General features: G+C 72.0%; 15 protein-coding genes. 7 read left to right on the forward strand and 8 right to left on the reverse strand.

The annotated features are described in order from the left end of the window. Positions 1–44 precede the first annotated feature (44 nt). Both OCJ37_RS19960 and OCJ37_RS19965 read left to right on the forward strand, forming a co-directional pair. The gene (locus tag OCJ37_RS19960; RefSeq protein WP_263111418.1) at positions 45–908 is read left to right on the forward strand and encodes an EamA family transporter; all 864 of its coding nucleotides are present in this window, start codon (positions 45–47) and stop codon (positions 906–908) included. A gap of 224 nt (positions 909–1,132) precedes the next feature. Next, positions 1,133–1,504: a MerC family mercury resistance protein gene (locus OCJ37_RS19965; RefSeq protein ID WP_263111419.1), complete on the forward strand. Its 372-nt coding sequence runs from the start codon at positions 1,133–1,135 to the stop codon at positions 1,502–1,504. Positions 1,505–1,673: 169 nt separating this feature from the next. Here the strand turns inward: OCJ37_RS19965 and OCJ37_RS19970 are convergent, their stop codons facing one another. The 3 genes from OCJ37_RS19970 to OCJ37_RS19980 form a co-directional block, all read right to left on the reverse strand. Continuing rightward, complete coding sequence (locus OCJ37_RS19970) at positions 1,674–3,398, reverse strand: ExeM/NucH family extracellular endonuclease (protein ID WP_263111420.1); 1,725 nt, start codon at positions 3,396–3,398, stop codon at positions 1,674–1,676. Between the two features lie 98 nt (positions 3,399–3,496). Then, complete coding sequence (locus tag OCJ37_RS19975) at positions 3,497–4,015, reverse strand: c-type cytochrome (protein WP_263111421.1); 519 nt, start codon at positions 4,013–4,015, stop codon at positions 3,497–3,499. 389 nt (positions 4,016–4,404) lie between these two features. Beyond that, the gene (locus tag OCJ37_RS19980; RefSeq protein ID WP_263111422.1) at positions 4,405–5,022 is read right to left on the reverse strand and encodes a TetR/AcrR family transcriptional regulator; all 618 of its coding nucleotides are present in this window, start codon (positions 5,020–5,022) and stop codon (positions 4,405–4,407) included. Between the two features lie 138 nt (positions 5,023–5,160). On the opposite strand from OCJ37_RS19980, the gene OCJ37_RS19985 reads away from it, so the two are divergent. From OCJ37_RS19985 to OCJ37_RS20000, 4 genes are all read left to right on the forward strand, one after another. Then, positions 5,161–6,324 carry an isovaleryl-CoA dehydrogenase gene (locus OCJ37_RS19985; RefSeq protein WP_263111423.1) on the forward strand — a complete coding sequence of 388 codons (1,164 nt, stop codon included), beginning with the start codon at positions 5,161–5,163 and terminating at the stop codon, positions 6,322–6,324. A gap of 134 nt (positions 6,325–6,458) precedes the next feature. After that, complete coding sequence (locus tag OCJ37_RS19990; protein WP_263111424.1) at positions 6,459–8,069, forward strand: carboxyl transferase domain-containing protein; 1,611 nt, start codon at positions 6,459–6,461, stop codon at positions 8,067–8,069. A gap of 742 nt (positions 8,070–8,811) precedes the next feature. Then, entirely contained in the window at positions 8,812–10,821 is a 2,010-nt protein-coding gene (locus tag OCJ37_RS19995; RefSeq protein ID WP_263111425.1) for an acetyl/propionyl/methylcrotonyl-CoA carboxylase subunit alpha, read from the forward strand. Positions 10,822–10,957: 136 nt separating this feature from the next. Continuing rightward, entirely contained in the window at positions 10,958–11,698 is a 741-nt protein-coding gene (locus OCJ37_RS20000; RefSeq protein WP_263111426.1) for a DUF6065 family protein, read from the forward strand. 7 nt (positions 11,699–11,705) lie between these two features. Here OCJ37_RS20000 and OCJ37_RS20005 read toward each other — a convergent pair whose 3' ends face one another. From OCJ37_RS20005 to OCJ37_RS20025, 5 genes are all read right to left on the reverse strand, one after another. Beyond that, a complete protein-coding gene (locus tag OCJ37_RS20005) occupies positions 11,706–12,098 on the reverse strand; it encodes a hypothetical protein (RefSeq protein ID WP_263111427.1) in 393 nt (130 codons plus the stop codon). Positions 12,099–12,273: 175 nt separating this feature from the next. Continuing rightward, the gene (locus OCJ37_RS20010) at positions 12,274–12,822 is read right to left on the reverse strand and encodes an excalibur calcium-binding domain-containing protein (RefSeq protein WP_263111428.1); all 549 of its coding nucleotides are present in this window, start codon (positions 12,820–12,822) and stop codon (positions 12,274–12,276) included. Between the two features lie 84 nt (positions 12,823–12,906). Beyond that, positions 12,907–14,136 (reverse strand): chromate transporter, encoded by a 1,230-nt coding sequence (gene chrA / locus OCJ37_RS20015; RefSeq protein WP_263111429.1) that lies wholly within the window; start codon positions 14,134–14,136, stop codon positions 12,907–12,909. Positions 14,137–14,431: 295 nt separating this feature from the next. Then, positions 14,432–14,779 carry a hypothetical protein gene (locus OCJ37_RS20020; RefSeq protein ID WP_263111430.1) on the reverse strand — a complete coding sequence of 116 codons (348 nt, stop codon included), beginning with the start codon at positions 14,777–14,779 and terminating at the stop codon, positions 14,432–14,434. A gap of 173 nt (positions 14,780–14,952) precedes the next feature. After that, entirely contained in the window at positions 14,953–17,649 is a 2,697-nt protein-coding gene (locus OCJ37_RS20025; RefSeq protein ID WP_263111431.1) for a bifunctional acetate--CoA ligase family protein/GNAT family N-acetyltransferase, read from the reverse strand. Positions 17,650–18,164: 515 nt separating this feature from the next. Between OCJ37_RS20025 and OCJ37_RS20030 the strand changes: the two genes are divergently transcribed. Beyond that, entirely contained in the window at positions 18,165–19,997 is a 1,833-nt protein-coding gene (locus tag OCJ37_RS20030) for a monovalent cation:proton antiporter-2 (CPA2) family protein (RefSeq protein ID WP_263111432.1), read from the forward strand. The last annotated feature ends 123 nt before the right edge of the window (positions 19,998–20,120 follow it).

Raw genomic sequence — 20,120 nt, forward strand, 5'->3', positions numbered from 1 at the left:
CCGTGCGCACGCAGCGTTCTCTTCCCCGACCGGATCCCCTGCGCGTGGCGTTCGTTTTCCTGAGTGTGGTGTGCAGCGTGCTGGTCTCGGCGCTGCTGAAGCTGGCGCCGCGCCGGCGCATCGACCTGGCCCAGGCGGTGACCTGGAACTATCTGGCGGCGCTGCTGCTGTGCGCGGCGCTGCTGCAGCCGCCGCTGGCCACGCTGCGCAGCGCGCAGGCGCCGTGGGCGGAATTGCTCGGGCTGGCGCTGCTGCTGCCGGCGCTGTTCCTGGTGCTGGGCCGCGCGGTGGCGCTGGCCGGCATCGTGCGCACCGACGCGGCGCAGCGGCTGTCGCTGCTGCTGTCGCTGGCGGCGGCGTTCGCGCTGTTCGGCGAGCGCGCCAACGGCTACAAGCTGGCCGGGCTGGCGCTGGGCCTGCTGGCGATCGCCGGCATCGTGCACCGACCGGCACCGGCGGCCACCGGCGCGGCGCGCGCCGCGCCCTGGCTGCTGCTGGTATGGGCCGGCTTCGCCCTGATCGACGTGCTGCTCAAGCGCATCGCCCAGGCCGGCACGCCGTTCGCCGCCTCGCTGCTGGTCGCCTTCGCGATCGCCTTCGTGCTGCTGCTCGGCGTGCAGCTGTGGCGGCATGTGCGCGGCAGCGCGCCGCTGGCCTGGCGCAACCTCGGCGCCGGGCTGCTGCTGGGCGCGCTCAACTTCGGCAACATCGCCTTCTACGTGCGTGCGCACCAGGCGCTGCCGGACAGCCCGGCGGTGGTGTTCGCGGCGATGAACCTCGGCGTGATCGTGCTCGGCGCGCTGCTCGGGATGCTCGCGTTCGGCGAGAAGACCAGCGCGTGGAATCGCGCCGGGCTGGTACTGGCGCTGCTGGCGATCGTGCTGATCGCGGTCGGTGCGCGCGGCTGACCGCGGTGCGGCGGGCGCATGCGCCGCAGGACCGCGCATAGGCGGATCGAGGAGCGAGCCCTGGAACACCGATGGCACCGGCCGGGAACCACGCCTTCCAGGACCACGCTGCAAACGGCCGCGCTTCACGGCTGGTAGCGGGGTGACTGCGCAGGCGACGCGGGAGCCTGGACGTCGCGGGGAAAATGTTACTATATAACACTACAAGTCCCGGAGCCGCCCCCATGAGATCCCTCCCCCAGCCCTTCTTCGATGCGTCCGCCGTGGTCCTGTCCGGGCTGTGCCTGCTGCATTGCCTGGCCTTGCCATTGCTCGCCGCGGCGCTGCCGTTGTTCGGCGTGTGGGCGCAGGCCGAATGGGTGCACGGGCTGTTCGTGGCGCTCGCGTTGCCGCTGGCCGGGCTGGCGCTGTGGCGCGCACAGCGGCAGCGCCCGCTGCCGTGGCCGCTGTGGACGCTGGCGGCGCTGGGCCTGGGCGGACTGCTGGCCGGCGCCCTGGGCTGGCCCAGCGAACACGCCGAAACCGCCATCACCGTGGCCGGCAGCCTGGCCCTGGCCAGCGCGCACATCTGGAACTGGCGCCGGCATCGGGCGTAGGGCCGGGAGTGGGGATGGGGGATTCGGGATTGGCAAGAGCGGGGGGGACGCCTCGTCCACCGTTCCTGGATTCAATTGAGCGCGGCCTGCCAGGCCGCAGCTCGCGCCTCGCGCTTCAACGAATCCCCGATCCCCAATCCCGAATCCCGGCCTTCACGAATCCCGGCCCTCACAGCTCCAGGCCCAGCAGCAGCGGATCGTGGTCGGAGCTGCGCCACGGTCCGGGCAGGTTGCGTTCGCGGTAGCCGTCCTGTTCCGGCAGGTCGGCGTTGACGTGCCATTCGGCGGCGCCGCGCAGCAGCGGCGCCAGCGCCGGGCTCAGCAGGGCATGGTCGAGGCGGCCGCTGAGGCCGCGGTAGACGAAGCTGTAGGGCTGTTCGACGTGCGCCTGCGCCAGCGCATCGCGCCAGCCGGCGTCGCGCAGCAGGCGCAGCGGGTCTTCCATCGCGTAGGCGTTGAAGTCGCCGAGCAGCACGCTGGCGGTGGCGCCGCTGCCGGTCGGGTCGGTGCGCAGCCAGGCGTCCAGGCGCCGCGCCGAGTCGGTGCGGGTGGCGTTCCAGCAGCCCTGGCCGTCGCCGCGGTCGGCATCGTCGGCGGCCGCCTCGCCGCAGCCCTTGGACTTGAAGTGGTTGGCCACGACCACGAACGGCTGCCCGTTGCCGCGCCGGAACGCCTGCGCCAGCGGCACCCGGCTGTGGGTGGCGAACGGGCCGCCCTCCAGCACCGCCGGCTTGCCGACCAGGCTGACCCGCGAGGCGCGGTAGATCAGGCCGACCCGGATCGGGTTGTCGCCCGGGCCGCGCCCGGCATCGACGAAGCGCCAGTCGCCGCCATCGCCGGCGTTGAGCGCGGCCACCAGTGCGGCGATCGCCGAGGTCGGCCCGTAGCCGTCGTTCTCCAGTTCCATCAGCGCGGCGACGTCGGCCTGCAGCGGGCGGATGGTGGCGACCAGCTTGGCCAGCTGCGCCTGGTACTCGGCGGCGGTGCGCGCGCCGCGCTGGGTCGGGAAGCCGCCGCCGCGGCCGTCGCCGTTGAAGAAATTCTCCAGGTTGAACGCGGCCACGCGCAGCGTGCCGGCGACCTGCGGCGGCGCCGGGGCCGGCGGCGGCGTCAGCTGCAGCGGCGCGGTCGGATACAGCCGCGCGGCGCCATCGACCACGCCGCCGACGATGCCTTCCACGCCCGACAGCGTCGCCCCGGCGCGCGGCGCGGCGGCGGCCTCGCCCGTGCCCAGGTAGGCAGGCAGGCTGTCGGGCGCATGCGCGCCGGCCTCGCCCAGGCGCAGCAGGCGCCGCGCGTTGTCGGCGACCGCGGCGGCGTGCTCGGCACTGCCGGGGACGGCGATCTCGCTGGGCTGCCACAGGCGCCCGCCGAAGGCGACGCCGAGTTCGCCCGCCTTGGCCAGCGCATCGGTATCGACCACGGTCAGCGCCGCGTCGATGCGCACGCGCATGCCGGCCAGCGCCGACCAGTCGGCCGGCGCGGCGTCGAGCACCTGCAGTGGCAACGGCTGCGCGCGCGCCAGCAGCGTGTGCCCGGCCTCGCGCACGCTGCGCCCGGCGAACGGCACGCTGGCCGGCGCCGGGCCGGACGCGCGCCGCGGCGCCAGTTCGCCCCACACCCGCACCCGGTCGCCCGGCGCCAGCTCGGCGGCGTCGCCGCGCACCAGCAGCGCGTCGGCGGTGAGCGGATCGCCGTCGCCGGCGTCCTGCACCAGGTAGCCCGCGCCGCCGGCCTCCACGCGCGCGGTGACCACGCCTTCGAACACCACGTTCTGCCCGGTATCGGCCGGCCGCAACTGCCCGATCGGGACCAGCGGCGGCGGCGACAGGGCGTGGGCGGCGGGGGCGCCGGCAACCAGCAACAAGGACAACAGCGGGGGCAGTACGCGCATGCGATCACTCTCCTTAGCTCGCCGGCGCAGGGCCGGCATCGAATACGAAAGCGCCGCCCGGAGGCGGCGCTGCAACCCGCGTGGACAGGGCTTGCGGATTATTTCAGGTTGGCCAGCATCCAGTCGACCGTGGCGTGGACCTGCGCTTCGCTGAGCGCCGGATTGCCGCCCTTGGGCGGCATGATCCCGCCATCGGGGCCGGTGTAGCCCTCGATCGCGTGCTTGTACAGCGTGTCCTTGCCTTGCGCGATGCGCGCGTCCCAATGCGAATGGTCCAGGGTCGGCGCCTTGCCGACGCCGGTGGTGTGGCAGGCGGTGCACAGGTTGTCGAAGATCACTTTGCCGTCGGTGGTGCCGCCGTAGGCGACCTGCGCGGACGCCTTGGCCAGCGCCGCCGCCTGCGCGGCGGCCTGCGCCGCGGCGCCGGTGCTGCCGGCATAGACCGCGCCGGCCGGCGCGATGCGTTCCTCGGTGCGCTTGAGCGCCACCGGCGAGACCTCCGGCGGGATCGCCCGCTGCAGGTAGGCCGCGAACACGATCAGGCCGAGGGTGATGACGACCAGCAGGCCGATCACCAACGAGAACCGCTTGAGAAATTCGAGGTCGTAATTCCGCACATCACACCCCTTTGGCACGTGGAGACCGACCACTGCTACGCGGCCGAGTATAGCCAGCGTTTGCCGCGCACGGCAGCCCGGCGGCGCCGCGGATCGCAGACGATGTGTGCTGCATCGCAGCAGTTGGGCCGCGTGCCACAACGCCGCCGCGGCTGGTCGACGCGTGCGGGCGACCGGTATTCGCCGCTCCCTGCAGGAGCGGCTTCAGCCGCGACAAACGCGGCGGCAGGCCGTCGGCCTTCGCATGCCGTCGGGGCTGCTTCCTCCTGCAGTGCACCCAACCTCGCATCGGCGAGCAATGCCGCGCGGCACAGCCCGGCGCACTCGCGCCAGGCCCGTTCGCATCGACACCCCTGCGCGCCCGCCGGACCGTGGCTATGCCGGCAACGCTATGGCGCCTGCGCACTGCCGACCGCGCGCAGGCAGAAGCCGCACACCGCCTCGACCAGGCGTTCGCTGTCGCGCGGGCCGTCGCGGCTGGGCGCGGTCGGCCCGACCAGGGCTTCGGTGTAGGCGCCGACCAGGCACGCGGCCGCCGCGTCCAGGTCCTGCGCCGGGAATTCGCCGGCGGCCACGCCGTCGGCCAGGATGCCCTTGAACAGGTCGCCGAACAGGCGCCGGCAGCGGATGCGCTCGGCGTCCACCTCCGGCTCCACCGGTTCGGCGATGAAGGCGTAGGCCAGCCCCGGTCCGGCCAGTGCGCGGCGCACGAACGAGGCGATCGCCGCGCGCAGCCGCTGCGCCGCCGGCGCCGGTTCGGCGGCGATGCCGTGCAGGATCGCCAGTTCGTGGTCCACCGCCGCGGTCAGCACCTCGACGAACAGCTCGGCCTTGGACGGGAAGTGCCGGTAGATCAGTCCGGTGGATACCCCCGCCTCGGCCGCCACCGCGGTCACCGGCGCGCCGCGGAAGCCGCCGGCGGCGACCAGCCGGCGCGCCGCCAGCAGGATCCGCTGGCGGTTGCCGGCGAGGCGTTCTTCCATCAGCGCGGAGCGTTTGTAGGCCATGGGGTGATTCTAGGTTCAATTAATGAATTGTTGTTCACTTCTTCGCCGATCCCGGCTACGCTGGCGCCCTTGCCCTGGCGCCGCCTGGATTCTAGGCGCCCCATCCGCCGCACGCCCGCCTTCCGGAGCTCGCCCGCCATGCTGATGCCGTCGTTGAATTTCGAACTGGGGGAGGACATCGACCTGCTGCGCGACACGGTGGCCGCCTTCGCCGCGCGCGAGATCGCGCCGCTGGCCGAACACGCCGACCGCGACAACGCGTTCCCGGCGCCGCTGTGGCGCAAGCTCGGCGAGCAGGGCCTGCTGGGGCTGACCGTCGAAGAAGAATACGGCGGCAGCGCCATGGGCTACCTGGCGCACGTGGTGGCGATGGAGGAGATCTCGCGCGCGTCCGGCGCGATCGGCCTGTCCTACGGCGCGCATTCGAACCTGTGCGTGAACCAGTTGCGCAAGAACGGCAGCGAAGCGCAGAAGGCGCGCTACCTGCCCAGGCTGTGCAGCGGCGAGCACGTCGGCGCGCTGGCGATGAGCGAGCCGGGCGCCGGCTCGGACGTGGTGTCGATGAAACTGCGCGCCGAGTTGCGCGGCGACCACTACGTGCTCAACGGCAACAAGATGTGGATCACCAACGGCCCGGACGCCGACGTGCTGGTGGTCTACGCCAAGACCGACCCGGCCGGCGGTGCGCGCGGCATCACCGCCTTCCTGGTCGAGAAGGGCATGCCCGGCTTCAGCACCGCGCAGAAGCTGGACAAGCTCGGCATGCGCGGCTCCAACACCTGCGAACTGGTGTTCCAGGATTGCGAAGTGCCGGCGGAGAACGTGCTGGGCAGCGTCGGCGGCGGCGTGCGCGTGCTGATGTCGGGCCTGGACTACGAGCGGCTGGTGCTGTCCGGCGGCCCGCTGGGGCTGATGGCCGCGGCGATGGACGTGGTGATGCCGTACGTGCACGAGCGCCGCCAGTTCGGCGAGGCGATCGGCAGCTTCCAGCTGATGCAGGGCAAGCTGGCCGACATGTACGTGGGCCTCAACGCCTGCCGCGCCTACGTGTACGCGGTGGCGCGCGCCTGCGACGCCGGCCGCACCACCCGCCAGGACGCCGCCGGCGCGATCCTGTACGCCGCCGAGAAGGCCACCTGGCTCACCGGCCAGGCGATCCAGGTGCTCGGCGGCAACGGCTACATCAACGACTACCCGACCGGGCGCCTGTGGCGCGACGCCAAGCTGTACGAGATCGGCGCCGGCACCTCGGAGATCCGCCGCATGCTGATCGGCCGCGAGCTGTTCGAGCGCACCAAGTGAGCCAGTCGCGCAATCTGCGGCCCGCTCCACTGTAGGAGCGGCTTCAGCCGCGACGAAGCTTTCCCGGAAAAGCGTCGGGGTTGAACCCCTCCTACAGACATTGCCTTCCTTCCATCTCCACGGTCCCGTGCCCCATGAGCGTGATCCAGACCCAGTTGCAACCCGGCAGCGACGTCTTCGCCGCCAACGCCGCGGCGCTGCGCGCGGTGGTCGACGACCTGCAGCAGACCCAGGCGCGCATCGCCCAGGGCGGCAGCGAGGCCGCTCGCGCCAAGCACCAGGCGCGCGGCAAGCTGCTGGCGCGCGAACGCATCGACGCGCTGCTCGACCCGGGCAGCGCGTTCCTGGAAATCGCCCCGCTCGCCGCGCTGGGCCTGTACGCCGACGAGGTGCCGTGCGCCGGCGTGGTCGCCGGCATCGGCCGCGTGTCCGGGGTGGAATGCGTGATCGTGGCCAACGACGCCACGGTCAAGGGCGGCACCTACTACCCGATGACGGTGAAGAAGCACCTGCGCGCGCAGGAGATCGCGCAGCAGAACCGGCTGCCGTGCATCTACCTGGTCGATTCGGGCGGCGCGTTCCTGCCGCTGCAGGACGAGGTGTTCCCGGACCGCGACCACTTCGGCCGCATCTTCTACAACCAGGCCAACCTGTCGGCGCAGGGCATCGCCCAGATCGCCTGCGTGATGGGCTCGTGCACCGCCGGCGGCGCCTACGTGCCGGCGATGAGCGACGAGACGGTGATCGTGCGCGAGCAGGGCACCATCTTCCTCGGCGGCCCGCCGCTGGTGAAGGCGGCCACCGGCGAGGAAGTCAGCGCAGAGGAACTGGGCGGCGCCGACGTGCACACGCGCATCTCCGGCGTGGCCGACCATTTCGCCGACAACGACCTGCAGGCGCTGGCGCGGGTGCGCGCGATCGTGGCCCAGCTCAACTGGCGCAAGCCCGCGCCGGCGCTGGCATTGCGCGCGCCGGAGCCGCCGCTGTATCCGGCCGAGGAACTGTACGGGGTGATCCCGGCCGACCCGCGCAAGCCGTTCGACGTGCGCGAAGTCATCGCGCGCGTGGTGGACGGCTCGCGCCTGGACGAATTCAAGGCGCGCTACGGCACCACCCTGGTCACCGGCTTCGCGCACCTGCACGGCTATCCGGTCGGCATCGTCGCCAACAACGGCATCCTGTTCTCCGAGTCGGCGCTGAAGGGCGCGCACTTCATCGAACTGTGCGCGCAGCGCGGCATCCCGCTGGTGTTCCTGCAGAACATCACCGGCTTCATGGTCGGGCGCAAGTACGAGCATGGCGGCATCGCCAAGGACGGCGCCAAGCTGGTGATGGCGGTGGCCTGCGCGAAGGTGCCCAAGTTCACGGTGGTGATCGGCGGCTCGTTCGGCGCCGGCAACTACGGCATGTGCGGCCGCGCGTATTCGCCGAACTTCCTGTGGATGTGGCCGAACGCGCGCATCGGGGTGATGGGCGGGGAACAGGCGGCGAGCGTACTGGCGACGGTGCGGCGCGACGGCATCGAGGCCAAGGGCGGCACATGGCCGGCCGAGGACGAGACCGCCTTCAAGACGCCGATCCGCGAGCAGTTCGAACGCCAGGGCCATCCGTACTACGCCAGTGCGCGGCTGTGGGACGACGGCATCATCGATCCGGCGCAGACGCGGCGGGTGCTGGGCCTGGGCCTGTCGGCGGCGTTGAATGCGCCGGCGGAGCCGACCCGGTTCGGGGTGTTCCGGATGTGAGCGGGCATCCCCGCCCGGCTTGCAATGCGGCGCGGCCGGTGGCCGCCGCGGACGCCATGCACGCAGCAGGCCCAGCTCCTGCTGTTGCTGTTGCCGTTGCTCCTGCTCTTGCTTCGCTTTTGATTTACCGGGCCCCCTCGGCGCGGCAGGCCCGGCGGGCGAATACCCGAAGGGCGACGCGCAGGATGCGCGTCGTTTTTCGCCGGCACATGGATGTGCCGTCGAAAAATGCCCGTTGGGCCTGCGGACCCGGAGCGCGTAGCGCGGAGGGCGCGCTGTGGGGTGTGCTTTCTTTTGGTTACTTTTCTTTGCACAAGCAAAGAAAAGTGACCCGCGCCAGCGGAAGCTGTTGCTCTTGCTTCAAAGCTTCAAAACACCAATACCAGAACCAAGCTAACGGCAACCGCAAAAGCAAAAGCTTTCGCCTTACGGCGAGTCACTTTTCTTTGCTCGCGCAAAGAAAAGTAACCAAAAGAAAGCGCGCCCTGCCTCGCGCCCTCCGCGCTGCGCGCTCCGGGTCCGCGTCCATGACGGGGATTCGCGGCAGGGGCATCCTGCCCCTGCCGCGAACGGCGCACATCCCTGTGCGCCGCCCCTTCGGGGTTTTTCCCCGCCATGGCCGCCGCTGCGGAAGGGAACCCGGTAAGTCAAAAGCGATGACAACAGCCAATGCAACTGCAACTGCAACTGCAACTGCAACTGCAATAGCAACGTACGACACCCTTTCTCCAGGCAACTGACCATGGCCACGCCCGACCTGCCGATGTTCGACAAGATCCTGATCGCCAATCGCGGCGAGATCGCCTGCCGCGTGATCGCCACCTGCCGCAAGCTCGGCATCGCCAGCGTCGCCGTTTACTCCGACGCCGATCGCGACGCGCGCCATGTGCGCCTGGCCGACGAAGCCATCCACATCGGCGCCGCGCCCGCGCGCGACAGCTACCTGCGCGGCGAACGCATCCTCGATGCCGCCCAGGCCAGTGGCGCGCAGGCGATCCATCCCGGCTACGGCTTCCTGTCCGAGAACGCCGACTTCGCCGAGGCCTGCGCCGCGCGCGGCATCGTGTTCATCGGCCCGCCGCCGGCGGCGATCCGCGCGATGGGCGACAAGAGCGCGGCCAAGGCGCTGATGCACGCCGCCGGCGTGCCGCTGACCCCGGGCTACCACGGCGAACGGCAGGAGCCGGAGTTCCTGCGCGCACAGGCCGACGCCATCGGCTATCCGGTGCTGATCAAGGCCAGCGCCGGCGGCGGCGGCAAGGGCATGCGCCGGGTCGACCGCAGCGAGGACTTCGCCGCCGCGCTGGCCGCCTGCCAGCGCGAGGCGCAGGCCGCGTTCGGCAACGCCCACGTGCTGGTGGAGAAATACGTGCTGCGGCCACGGCACATCGAGATCCAGGTGTTCGGCGACAGCCAGGGCGAGCAGGTCTACCTGTTCGAGCGCGACTGCTCGGTGCAGCGCCGCCACCAGAAGGTGCTGGAAGAGGCGCCGGCGCCGGGCATGCACGCCGAACGCCGCGCGGCGATGGGCCAGGCCGCGGTGGAAGCGGCGCGCGCGGTCGGCTACGTCGGCGCCGGCACGGTGGAGTTCATCGTCGCGCCCGACGGCGCGTTCTACTTCATGGAAATGAACACGCGGCTGCAGGTGGAGCACCCGGTCACCGAGTGCATCACCGGCACCGATCTGGTCGAGTGGCAATTACGCGTGGCCGCAGGCCAGCCGCTGCCCAGGCGCCAGCACGAGCTGGCGATCCGCGGCCATGCGCTGGAGGCGCGGCTGTACGCCGAGGACCCGGCGCGCGGCTTCCTGCCCTCCACCGGCACGCTGCAGCACCTGCGCCTGCCAGCCACGGACGCGCATACCCGGGTCGATGCCGGCGTCGAACAGGGCGACGTCATCGGCCCGCACTACGACCCGATGATCGCCAAGCTGATCGTCTGGGACGAGACCCGCGAACGCGCGCTGCGGCGCATGCAGGCGGCGCTGGCGGCGTGCCAGGTGGTCGGCGTGGCCACCAACGCCGCGTTCCTGCAGCGCCTGGTCGGCACCGCGGCGTTCGCAAGCGCCGATCTGGATACCGCGCTGATCGAACGCGAGCACGCGGCGCTGTTCGAGGCCGAGCCGGCCACCGCCGACTCGGCCTGGACCCTGGCCGCGCTGGCCTGGCTGCTGCATGAGCATGCCGACGCCGCGCAGGCGGTCGATCCGCATTCGCCCTGGGACCTGCGCGACGGCTGGCGCCTGGGCGCCGCCGCGCCGCGCAACCTGATCCTGCAACAGGGCGAGACCCGCCGCACGTTGCGCGCGACCGCGACCGACGCGGGCTGGCGCGTGCACGACAGCGCCAGCGGTGCGGCCGTGCACGCCTCCGGCCGACTGCACGACGGCCGCCTGCAGGCGCAGCTCGATGCGCAGCGCGTCGCCGCCGACGCGGTGTTCGCCGGCAGCCGCCTGCACCTGTTCGTCGATGGCCAGGCGCAGCTGTTCGACCTGCACGACCCGGTGGCCGAGGCCGACCAGCCGGTCGCCGACGGCGGCGGGCTGACCGCGCCGATGCCCGGCCGCGTGGTCGCCCTGCTGGTCGCGCCCGGCACGCAGGTGGCGCGCGGCACGCCGCTGCTGGTGCTGGAGGCGATGAAGATGGAGCACACCTTGCAGGCCCCGGCCGACGGCACGGTGCACGGCTATCGCGTGCGCGAGGGCGAACTGGTCGGCGACGGCGTGGCGCTGCTGGATTTCGAGGCGGCCTGAGCGCACGCCTTCGTGGCAAGTGTCCCGCATGCGCTGCGGGCGCGATGCTTGACTTGGCTGCCCCGCATCGCCGGCAGCGGTCGCCATGCCGGTGCCGACAGGTCACACTCGGCGCTCGTCCCCAGCCGATGCCGCCATGAAACTCACCGCTCACGTCCTCGACGGCCATACCCTCGACGTGCGCCCGGCGCCGCGCGAGCGGCCGTGGATGGACCGCACCGACCAGCGCTACGCCTACCGTTGCCTGCCGCTGGACATCGCCAACGCGCACGGCTGGGAGCTGCTGTGCCAGAGCGGATTCGAGGCCGAGTGGAGCGGCGGCAACGCGCTCGATGCGATCCGCCTCCACGCCGACGCCGGCAGCCATGCGCCGGCGGTCAGCCATTTCGGCTACGGCGTGCTGACCTTCCACGTGCCCTGCCTGTTCCGTACCGAACCGGGCGTGGACCTGTACGTGACCGCGCCGGTCAACCGGCCCAAGGACGGCATCGCCGGGCTGACCGGGTTGATCGAGACCGACTGGAGTCCGTACACCTTCACCATGAACTGGCAGTTCACCCGTCCCGGGCGGGTGCGCTTCGACGCCGGCGAGCCGTTCTGCCATTTCTTCCCGGTGCAGCGTCGGGTACTGGCCGAGACCGAACCGCGCTGGCAGCCGTTGTCGCAGACCCCGGAACTGGAACGCGACTACCAGGCGTGGATGCGCAGCCGCGGCCAGTTCCTGCACGACCTGGCGCAGGCCGATCCAGCGGCCCAGCGCGAAGGCTGGCAGCGCAGCTACTTCCGCGGGCCGGCGCCGGGACAGTGCCCGGCCGGCGTCGAGCATCGGGTCAAGCTGCGGCTGGCGCCGTTCGCGCGCGGCGAAGAAACCGGCTGAGCGCGATTCAGCGCAGCGCGGAAGGCGCGTGCCGCTGGCGGGCGCGGCTGGACATGCGGAACACGCCGTAGGCCAGGACCAGTCCGAGCAAGCCGGCGAACCCGTGCGCCCAGTCGAACACCCGCGGCGCAGCGCCGCCGAGGTCGTGGCCCCAGAGGTTCAACACGACCAGCACGATCGCCGTCACCGCCAGGCCGAGCAGGAACCAGGCGCGGTTCGCGCCCAGCGCGTAGAACAGGAACGGCAACCCGAGCCCGACCAGGAAATGCACCGGGAAGAAGTACACCGCGCCGTACGGGCGCACCAGAGACCAGAGAACGGCGGCGAATGCCGCGACGAACGCGAAGAAGCCCAGCGACAGCGCGCGGGTCTTGGCGGGGGGAAGTCGAGGCTCGGACATGGAGACAACCTGTGCGGGGAACCCGACCTTAGCGAAGCCGGTATCACGGCGCGGTCAAGGCCGCGGCAGCGCGTCCGGACACCCGAAGCAGCCCCTGATCACGTGCCGCGAACGCGACGGAGGCTGCGGGAGCGCCGCCCAGGTCGCGCTGGCCGACCGTATCCGATGCAATGCGTCAGTGGCACCACTGCCGCTCGCACGGCACGCCGTCGTGGTTGCCGTCCATCTGCACGCCTGGGCAGTTGCGCAGGAAATAGGTCGCCTCCTCGCACGAGGTCATCTGCGCGCAATGGGTGCGTCCGTCGCACTGGAAGCGCGGCCTGGGCGGCGTGGCCACCGTGGCCGCGGTCGGCGCGGCCACGTCCGGTCCCGGCCCGGTAGCCGGGCGCGGCGCGACCACCAGCCAATACGCATAGACGCCGATGCCGAGCACCAGCAGCACCGCCAGCACGCGGCCGAACACGCTGCGGCGCGGCGCGTCGGCGGCGGCATGACGCGCGTGCCTGGCCGGCGCGCGCCCCGGGCGCATCACCCGCACCGCACGTGGCCGTCCTTCCGCATCCTGCTCCAGATCGAACGAAATCAACTCGCCGAGCCGCGGACGCACCCCGTCGCGCGGGAACTCCGCAATGTGCACGAACACCTCGGCATCGCCATGCGCCGAGCGCACGAAGCCGAAGCCCCGCGCCTCGTCCCACTTGATCAACGTTCCGTGCGTGCGCATGGGGCCACCTCGGAGGGAAGACGCATTCCTGTCTAGCGCCGACGATAACGTGGGCGATGTCCGGCTGCGGCCATCGCCTGCGGCCTATCGCCCCAAGGCGCCGAGGCCGAACGTCGCCGCCGCACACCAGGCCACGACCCACAGCGCCGGGCGCTGCAGGCGCGCCATCAACACCAGACCCAGTGCCACCACCAGCAGGTCCGGCGGACTGCGGATGCCGTCGCGCCACAGCGGGTCGTACAGCGCCGCGGCCAGCAGGCCGACGACCGCGGCATTGATGCCGGCCAGGGCCCGCGCCACCGCGCGGTGCCCGGCCAGCGCCTGCCACAGCGGCAATGCCGCGCCCAACGCCAGCAGGCCCGGCGCGAACAACGCCGCCAGCGCCAACGCCGCTCCCGCACCCGGGGCGATGCCGCTGCCGGCGTTCGGCCCCAGGTAGGCGGCCAACGCGAACATCGGGCCTGGCATCGCCTGGGCCGCGCCGTAGCCGGCGAGGAACGTGTCCGCGGACATCCAGCCGCTGGCAACCAGTTCGCGCTGCAGCAGCGGCAACACCACGTGGCCGCCGCCGAACACCAGCGCCCCGGCGCGGTAGAACGCCGCGGCCCACGCTGCCGGCGATGGCGCCGCCGCGGCGTGCATGGATGCCCACAGCGCCGCCGCCAGCAGCGCGCAGAACGCCAGCGCGCACAACGCGCCCACATCGCGCCGCCAGCGCCATGGCGCGACGGCTGTGGCCTGGACGGGCGGCGGCCGGCACCAGGCGATCCCGGCCAGCGCCCCCAGCGCGATCACCAGCGGCTGGCCCCAGCTGCGGTCGAGCGCCAGTACCAGCAGCGCGGCCGCCAGCGCCAGCAGCGCGCGCGCCAGGTCCGGCGCCAGCGTGCGCGCCATCGCGTACACGCCATGCGCGACCACCACCACCGCGACCAGCTTGAGCCCGTGCAGCAGGTCCGCGCCGAACGGATGCGACAGCCAGCGCGGTGCGGACAGCGCCAGCGCGAACATCAGCAGCGCCGACGGCAGGGTGAAGCCGGCGAACGCGGCCAAGGCCCCGCGCCAGCCGGCGCGCTGCCAGCCGATCGCCACGCCCAGCTGGCTGCTGGTCGGGCCCGGCAGCACCTGGCACAGCGACAGCAGCTGCGCGAAGCCGGCGTCGTCCAGCCAGCCGCGGCGGCGCACGAACTCCTCGCGGAAGTAGCCCAGGTGCGCGAGCGGGCCACCGAAACTGGTCAGCCCCAGGCGCAGGAACACGCCCAGCACGTGCCTGGCGCGTCCCGGCGCGGACATCGGCGAAGGCTCGACGACTGACATGCGGTGTCCCCTGGCGCAGCGCCAGCGGTGGCGGCGCGTGCCGATTCTGCCAGGGCGCGGCGACCGCTGCCGTATCGGCGGTGCGGCCGGCACGTGGCGGCCGGCCGGGCCTTACGACGATCGCGACGGCCGCCGCCGACCACGAGTCGGCGCCGACCGGGACCATGCCACGCACGCGCGGACTGGCTGCTGCGCGACAGCCGCAGGGTGCCCTGGGTGCGTATCCGGCGCGCCAGCGTTGCGGCGGCAACCGCGCCGACCATGCGGACCATACGCGGCACCGTCCTGCGTGCTGCTAAGGGCCGTCCTCCATCCTTTTACGGAAGCTCAAACCGATCAGTGCCAATCCGAAGCCGGCGATCAGCACCGACACCGCATAGAGCATGAGCACCGCCAACCAATACTCCACGGGCTGCTGTGCGGAGGTGGCATGGACATCCAGGTAGCGTCCATCAAAGTCGATGGATCCGGACTGCAGGTTCGAGCGCTGGGCAAAGCCACTCATTGCACCCAGGATCAGCGTGAAAGTGCCGCCGACAATGAAGGTCAACGGCCTGTGCTTCGGCGGTCTGAGTCCCCGAAAGATGCGAACCCCTGCGAATACCGAAAGGGGCACAAACGCGACTGTCAGCAGCAGTTCCACACGCCCTCATCCGTTACCACCACGGTTGGATAGCGTCATCCTCAAGCACGATTTGCTGAACACCGCCATAGGAATCCTGGCGAGTCCCAACAGCGTAGCGCCTCGTCGCAGTGCGCCGCTACGCAGCCGCTCGCTTCATGTCATTCCCAGTCGCCACCGCCGACAACCACGCCTCACCCCTTCCCCACCGGCAACACCACATCCATCAGCGTCGCATCCTCCGGGTCGGGCGTGGCCTTGAACCCGAGGTGTTCGCACATCGCCAGCATGGTGCGGTTCTCGCGCAGGACCTGGCCTTCGACGACGTTGAGGCCGAGCCAGCCGGCGTATTCGATCATGATCCGCATCAGCTGCCAGCCGATGCCGTGGCCCTTGAGGTCGGAGCGGATCAGGATGCCGTATTCGCCGCGGTCGTAGTCGGCGTCGGCGTGCAGGCGCACCGCGCCGAGCATGTCGCCGGTCCTGGGCTCGATCGCCACCAGGGCGATCGAGCGGGCGTAGTCGAGCTGGGTCAGGCGGGCGATGAATTCGTGGCTGAAGTGCTTCACCGCCTGGAAGAAGCGCAGGCGCAGGTCTTCGTCGGTGACGCGGGCGAAGAAGCTGCGGAACAGCGCGTCGTCTTCCGGGCGCACCGGGCGCACGAAGGCGGTGCCGCCGTCGTTGAGCACGATGCGCCGTTCCCATTCCTTCGGATACGGGAAGATCGCGAAGCGCGGGTGGCCGCGGCCCTTGTGCAGGCGCCGCGACGGGGCCACCGCCACGCGGGCGTCCACCGCGATCACGCCGTCGCGGTCGGCCAGCAGCGGGTTGATGTCCAGTTCGCGCACCTCCGGCAGGTCGGCGGCCAGCTGCGCCAGCTTGACCAGCACCATCGCCACCGCGCGCTCGTCGGCCGCGGGCACGTCGCGGTAGGCCTTGAGGATGCGGCTGACGCGGGTGCGGCCGATCAGTTCGTGGGCCAGGCGCAGGTCCAGCGGCGGCAGCGCCAGCGCCTTGTCGTCGATCACCTCCACCGCGGTGCCGCCGCGGCCGAACACGATCACCGGGCCGAAGGTGGGGTCGTCGGCGATGCCGGCGATCAGTTCGCGCGCCTTGGGCCGCAGCAGCGTGGGCTGCACCAGCACGCCGTCGATGCGCGCGTCCGGGCGCGCGGCGCGCGCGCGGGCGAGGATGCCCTCGGCGGCGTCCTGCACCGCCTGCGCGCTGACCAGGTTCAGGCGCACGCCGTCCACGTCGGACTTGTGCGGGATGTCGGCCGAATGGATCTTCACCGCGACCGCCAGGCCCTCGGCCAGCATCGGTGCGGCCACCCGCGCGGCCTCGGCGGCGTCGGCGGCATGCACCACCGGTGCGGTGGGAATGCCGTAGGCGGCGAGCAGGCGGGTGGCGGCCAGCGGGTCCAGCCAGGTCTGCCCGGCGGCCAGCGCGGCGTCGACGATGCCGCGCGCGGCGGCCGCGTCGAACGCGAAATCCTCCGGCAGGCTCGGCGGGGTCTCCATCAGCGCGGCCTGCGCTTCGCGGTAGCGCACCAGGTGCATGAAGCCGCGCACCGCGTCGGCCTCGGTGGCGTAGGTGGGGATGTGCGCGGCGTTGAGCGTGGCGGTGGCGCTTTCGTCGTTGCCCAGCCACACCGCGAACACCGGCTTGTCGCGATGGTGGCGCGGGCGCAGGCCGAGGGTGCGGGTCAGCGCCTGCGCCGCGTCGGCCGAGGAGGTGAACGCGGTCGGCACGTTGACCACCAGCACCGCGTCGTTCTCCGGATCGGCCAGCAGCGCTTCGGCGGCGGCGGCGTAGCGCTCGCCGTCGGCGTCGACCACGATGTCCACCGGGTTGGCGTGCGACCACTCCTGCGGCAGCGCCTGTTCCAGCCGTTGCAGGGTCTGCGGCGACAGCGCCGCGAGGGTGCCGCCGAGGTCGGCGAGCTTGTCCACCGCCAGGCGGCCGACGCCGCCGCCATTGCTGAGGATGGCCAGGCGCCGGCCGGGGAAGGTGCTGAGCCGGCCCAGGGTCTCGGCCGCGGCGAACAGTTCGTCCAGCGCGCGCACCCGCAGCAGGCCGGCGCGGGCGAAGGCGGCGCCGTAGACCGCATCGGAACTGGCCAGCGCCTGCACGTGGGTGTCGGCGTTGGGATCGATGCGCAGCTGGCGGCCGGACTTCACCACCACCACCGGCTTGGCGCGCGCCGCGGCGCGCGCGGCGGACATGAACTTGCGCGCGTCGCGGATGTGTTCGACGTACAGCAGGATCGCGCGGGTGCGGTAGTCGGTGGCGAAGTAGTCGAGCAGGTCGCCGAAGTCCACGTCCAGCGCATCGCCCAGCGACACCACCGCGGAGAAGCCGACCGAGCGCGCCACGCCCCACTCCACCAGCGCCGCGGCGATGGCGCTGGATTCGGAGACCAGCGCCAGGTCGCCCGGCTGCGGGCAGTGCGCGGCGATGCTGGCGTTGAGCTTGGCGTGCGGGGCGATCACCCCCAGGCAGTGCGGGCCGAGGATGCGCAGGCCCTTGGCGCGCGCCGCCGCCTCGACCCGCGCCGCGGCCGAGCCCGGGCCTTCGCCCAGGCCGGCGGTGAGGATGATCGCCGCGGCGGCGCCGCGCCGTGCGGCGATGGCGACGATGCGCGGCACGATCCGCGCCGGCGCGGTGATGACCACCAGGTCCGGCACCCACGGCAGATCGGTGAGCCGGCGCACGGTGGGCACGCCGTCGATCTCGCGGTAGCGCGGGCTGACCCAGCCGATCTGCCCGGGAAAGCCGGCCGCGCGCAGGTTGCGCACCACCGCGCGCCCGGCCGAGCGCTCGCGCGGACTGCCGCCGACGATGGCGACCGAGGCGGGGCGGAACACGGACTGCAGGTGGTAGGTGCTCATGGCGGGGACGCGGGACGGGCAAGCGGTGCGACAACGGTACACGGGTGATGCTGGCGCGGGGATGATCGCGGTGGCCGCGCTGCCGGGCGGGCGGCGTCGGCCGCAACCACGCAGGCCGGTGCGTTTCCAGGCACCGAACCCGGTCGGGGCGATGACCCGAGATCGCCCGGAGGCCCTGCGTCAGTGCCCCCATCGGCCCATCGCGCGCCTGCAGGAGCGGTTCCAACCGGGACGAGCGCCGCCGCGAACGGTCCGGCGTCCGATCCTGTCGGGGCTGAAGCCCCTCCTGCAGGCAGCCGGGGGCTTGGTCGCAAGCCCGTAGGAGCGACTTCAGTCGCGACGAACGAAGTGGAGGCGCCTGCCGCCATCGCGCCCTGTCGGAGCCGATGCCCCGAAGCCACCCGGCATCCCACGGCCCCCGGGGCGGCGCCGCAAGCCCGCGCCTGCGCCCACCCCAATCCGGGGTAAGCGGACCGTCGTGCAGCGGCTGCATACTATTGGGATGGAGACGACTCATGCATAGCGGCGGCCTGGAGCTGGCGCTGGTGTTGCTGCTGGCCGCGGTGATCGCGGTGCCGGTGTTCAAGCGCCTGGGCCTGGGCGCGGTGCTGGCCTACCTGGCCGCGGGCGTGGTGCTGGGCCCGGACGGGCTGGGCTTCGTGCAGGACACCGAGCGCATCCTCAACGCCGCCGAGATCGGCGTAGTGATGCTGCTGTTCCTGATCGGCCTGGAACTGTCGCCGGCGCGGCTGAAGCTGATGCGGCGCGCGGTGTTCGGCGCCGGCACCGCGCAGGTGGCGCTGACCGCGCTGCCGCTGGGCGCGTTGCTGCTGTGCCTGGACCTGAACTGGAAGAGCGCGCTGGTGGTGGGCCTGGCGCTGGCGCTGTCGTCCACCGCGGTGGGCCTGCAATTGCTGGCCGAGCGCAAGGCGCTCAACAGCGACTACGGCCGGCTCGGGTTCGCGATCCTGCTGTTCCAGGACCTGATCGCGATTCCGCTGCTGGCCGCGATCCCGCTGCTCGGCGGTGCCAAGAACGACACCCTGACCTGGCCCGAGGTGGCGCAGGCGCTCGGCGCGTTGGCGGTGGTGGTGCTGTGCGGCCGCTTCGTGCTGCGCCACCTGTTCCGCATGGTGGCGCGCACGCGCATGCCGGAGGTGTTCACCGCCAGCGCGCTGCTGGTGGTGCTGGGCAATGCGTGGTTCCTGCAGAAGGCCGGGCTGAGCCCGAGCCTGGGCGCGTTCCTGGCCGGCGTGCTGCTGGCCGATTCGGAATTCCGGCACGAACTGGAGGCGCAGATCGAGCCGTTCCAGGGCCTGCTGCTGGGCGTGTTCTTCATCGCCGTGGGCATGGGCATCGACCTGGACCGCATCGTCGCCGAGCCGTGGCTGATCGCCGGCGGCGTGGCCACGCTGCTGCTGGTCAAGTTCAGCCTGCTGGTCGGCATCGGCCGGGTGGCGCGGCTGCCGCTGCGCAGCGCCTTGCTGCTGGGCGGCCTGCTGTGGCTGGGCGGCGAGTTCGCGTTCGTGGTGTTCACCGAGGCGCAGCGCGTGCGATTGCTCGACGACGCCAATCACGACCGCCTGGTCGCGGTGGTCGGCGTATCGATGGCGCTGACCCCGCTGCTGCTGATCGGCATCCAGCGCCTGCTCGACGGCGGCGACGCGGCCAAGGCCAAGCGCGCGCCGCCGGCGGCCGCCCGCTACGACACCGTGGACGAGCAGCGCGCGCAGGTGCTGATCGCCGGCATGGGCCGCTTCGGCCAGATCGTGGCGCGCCTGCTGACCGCGCAGCGCATCCCGTTCGTGGCGCTGGAGCACAACCCGGACACGGTCGAGGACCTGCGCCGCTTCGGCAACAAGATCTACTACGGCGACCCCAGCCGCCCGGACCTGCTGCGCGCGGCCGGCAGCGACAGCATCGGCATCTTCGTGGTGGCGATGGACGATCCGGAGACCAACATCAAGACCACGCGGCTGATCCGCCGCCTGTATCCGAAGGCGCAGGTGCTGTCGCGCGCGCGCAACCGCCAGCACGCCTGGCGGCTGATGGACCTGGGCGCCGAGCCGTTCCGCGAGGTGTTCGCCTCCAGCCTGGAACTGAGCGAGAAGGTGCTGCTGAGCCTGGGCCTGAGCGCGGACACCGCCCGCGACCGCATCGCCCGCTTCCGCGAGCACGACGAGCAGCTGTTGCGCGCGCAACACCTGGTGTACGACGACGAGGCGGCCGTGGTGCAGACCTCGCGCGATGCGCGCGCGGATCTGATGCAGCTGTTCGAGGCGGACGTGAGCGAGGCGCCTGGGGATGCGGCCGAGGGCGTTGCGCCGGTGGTGCAGCGCGAAGCGTAGGGTTTCGGCTGCGCGGCGTCGGAGGGTGTGGGTGGGTTTCGGCCCGGACAGGATGCGCAGCCGGTGACTCCACCGCTGCGTTCGTCGCGACTGAAGTCGCTCCCACAGGGCTTGCGATCGCTT

This window comes from Xanthomonas sp. AM6 (assembly GCF_025665335.1).
Lineage (GTDB): Bacteria > Pseudomonadota > Gammaproteobacteria > Xanthomonadales > Xanthomonadaceae > Xanthomonas_A.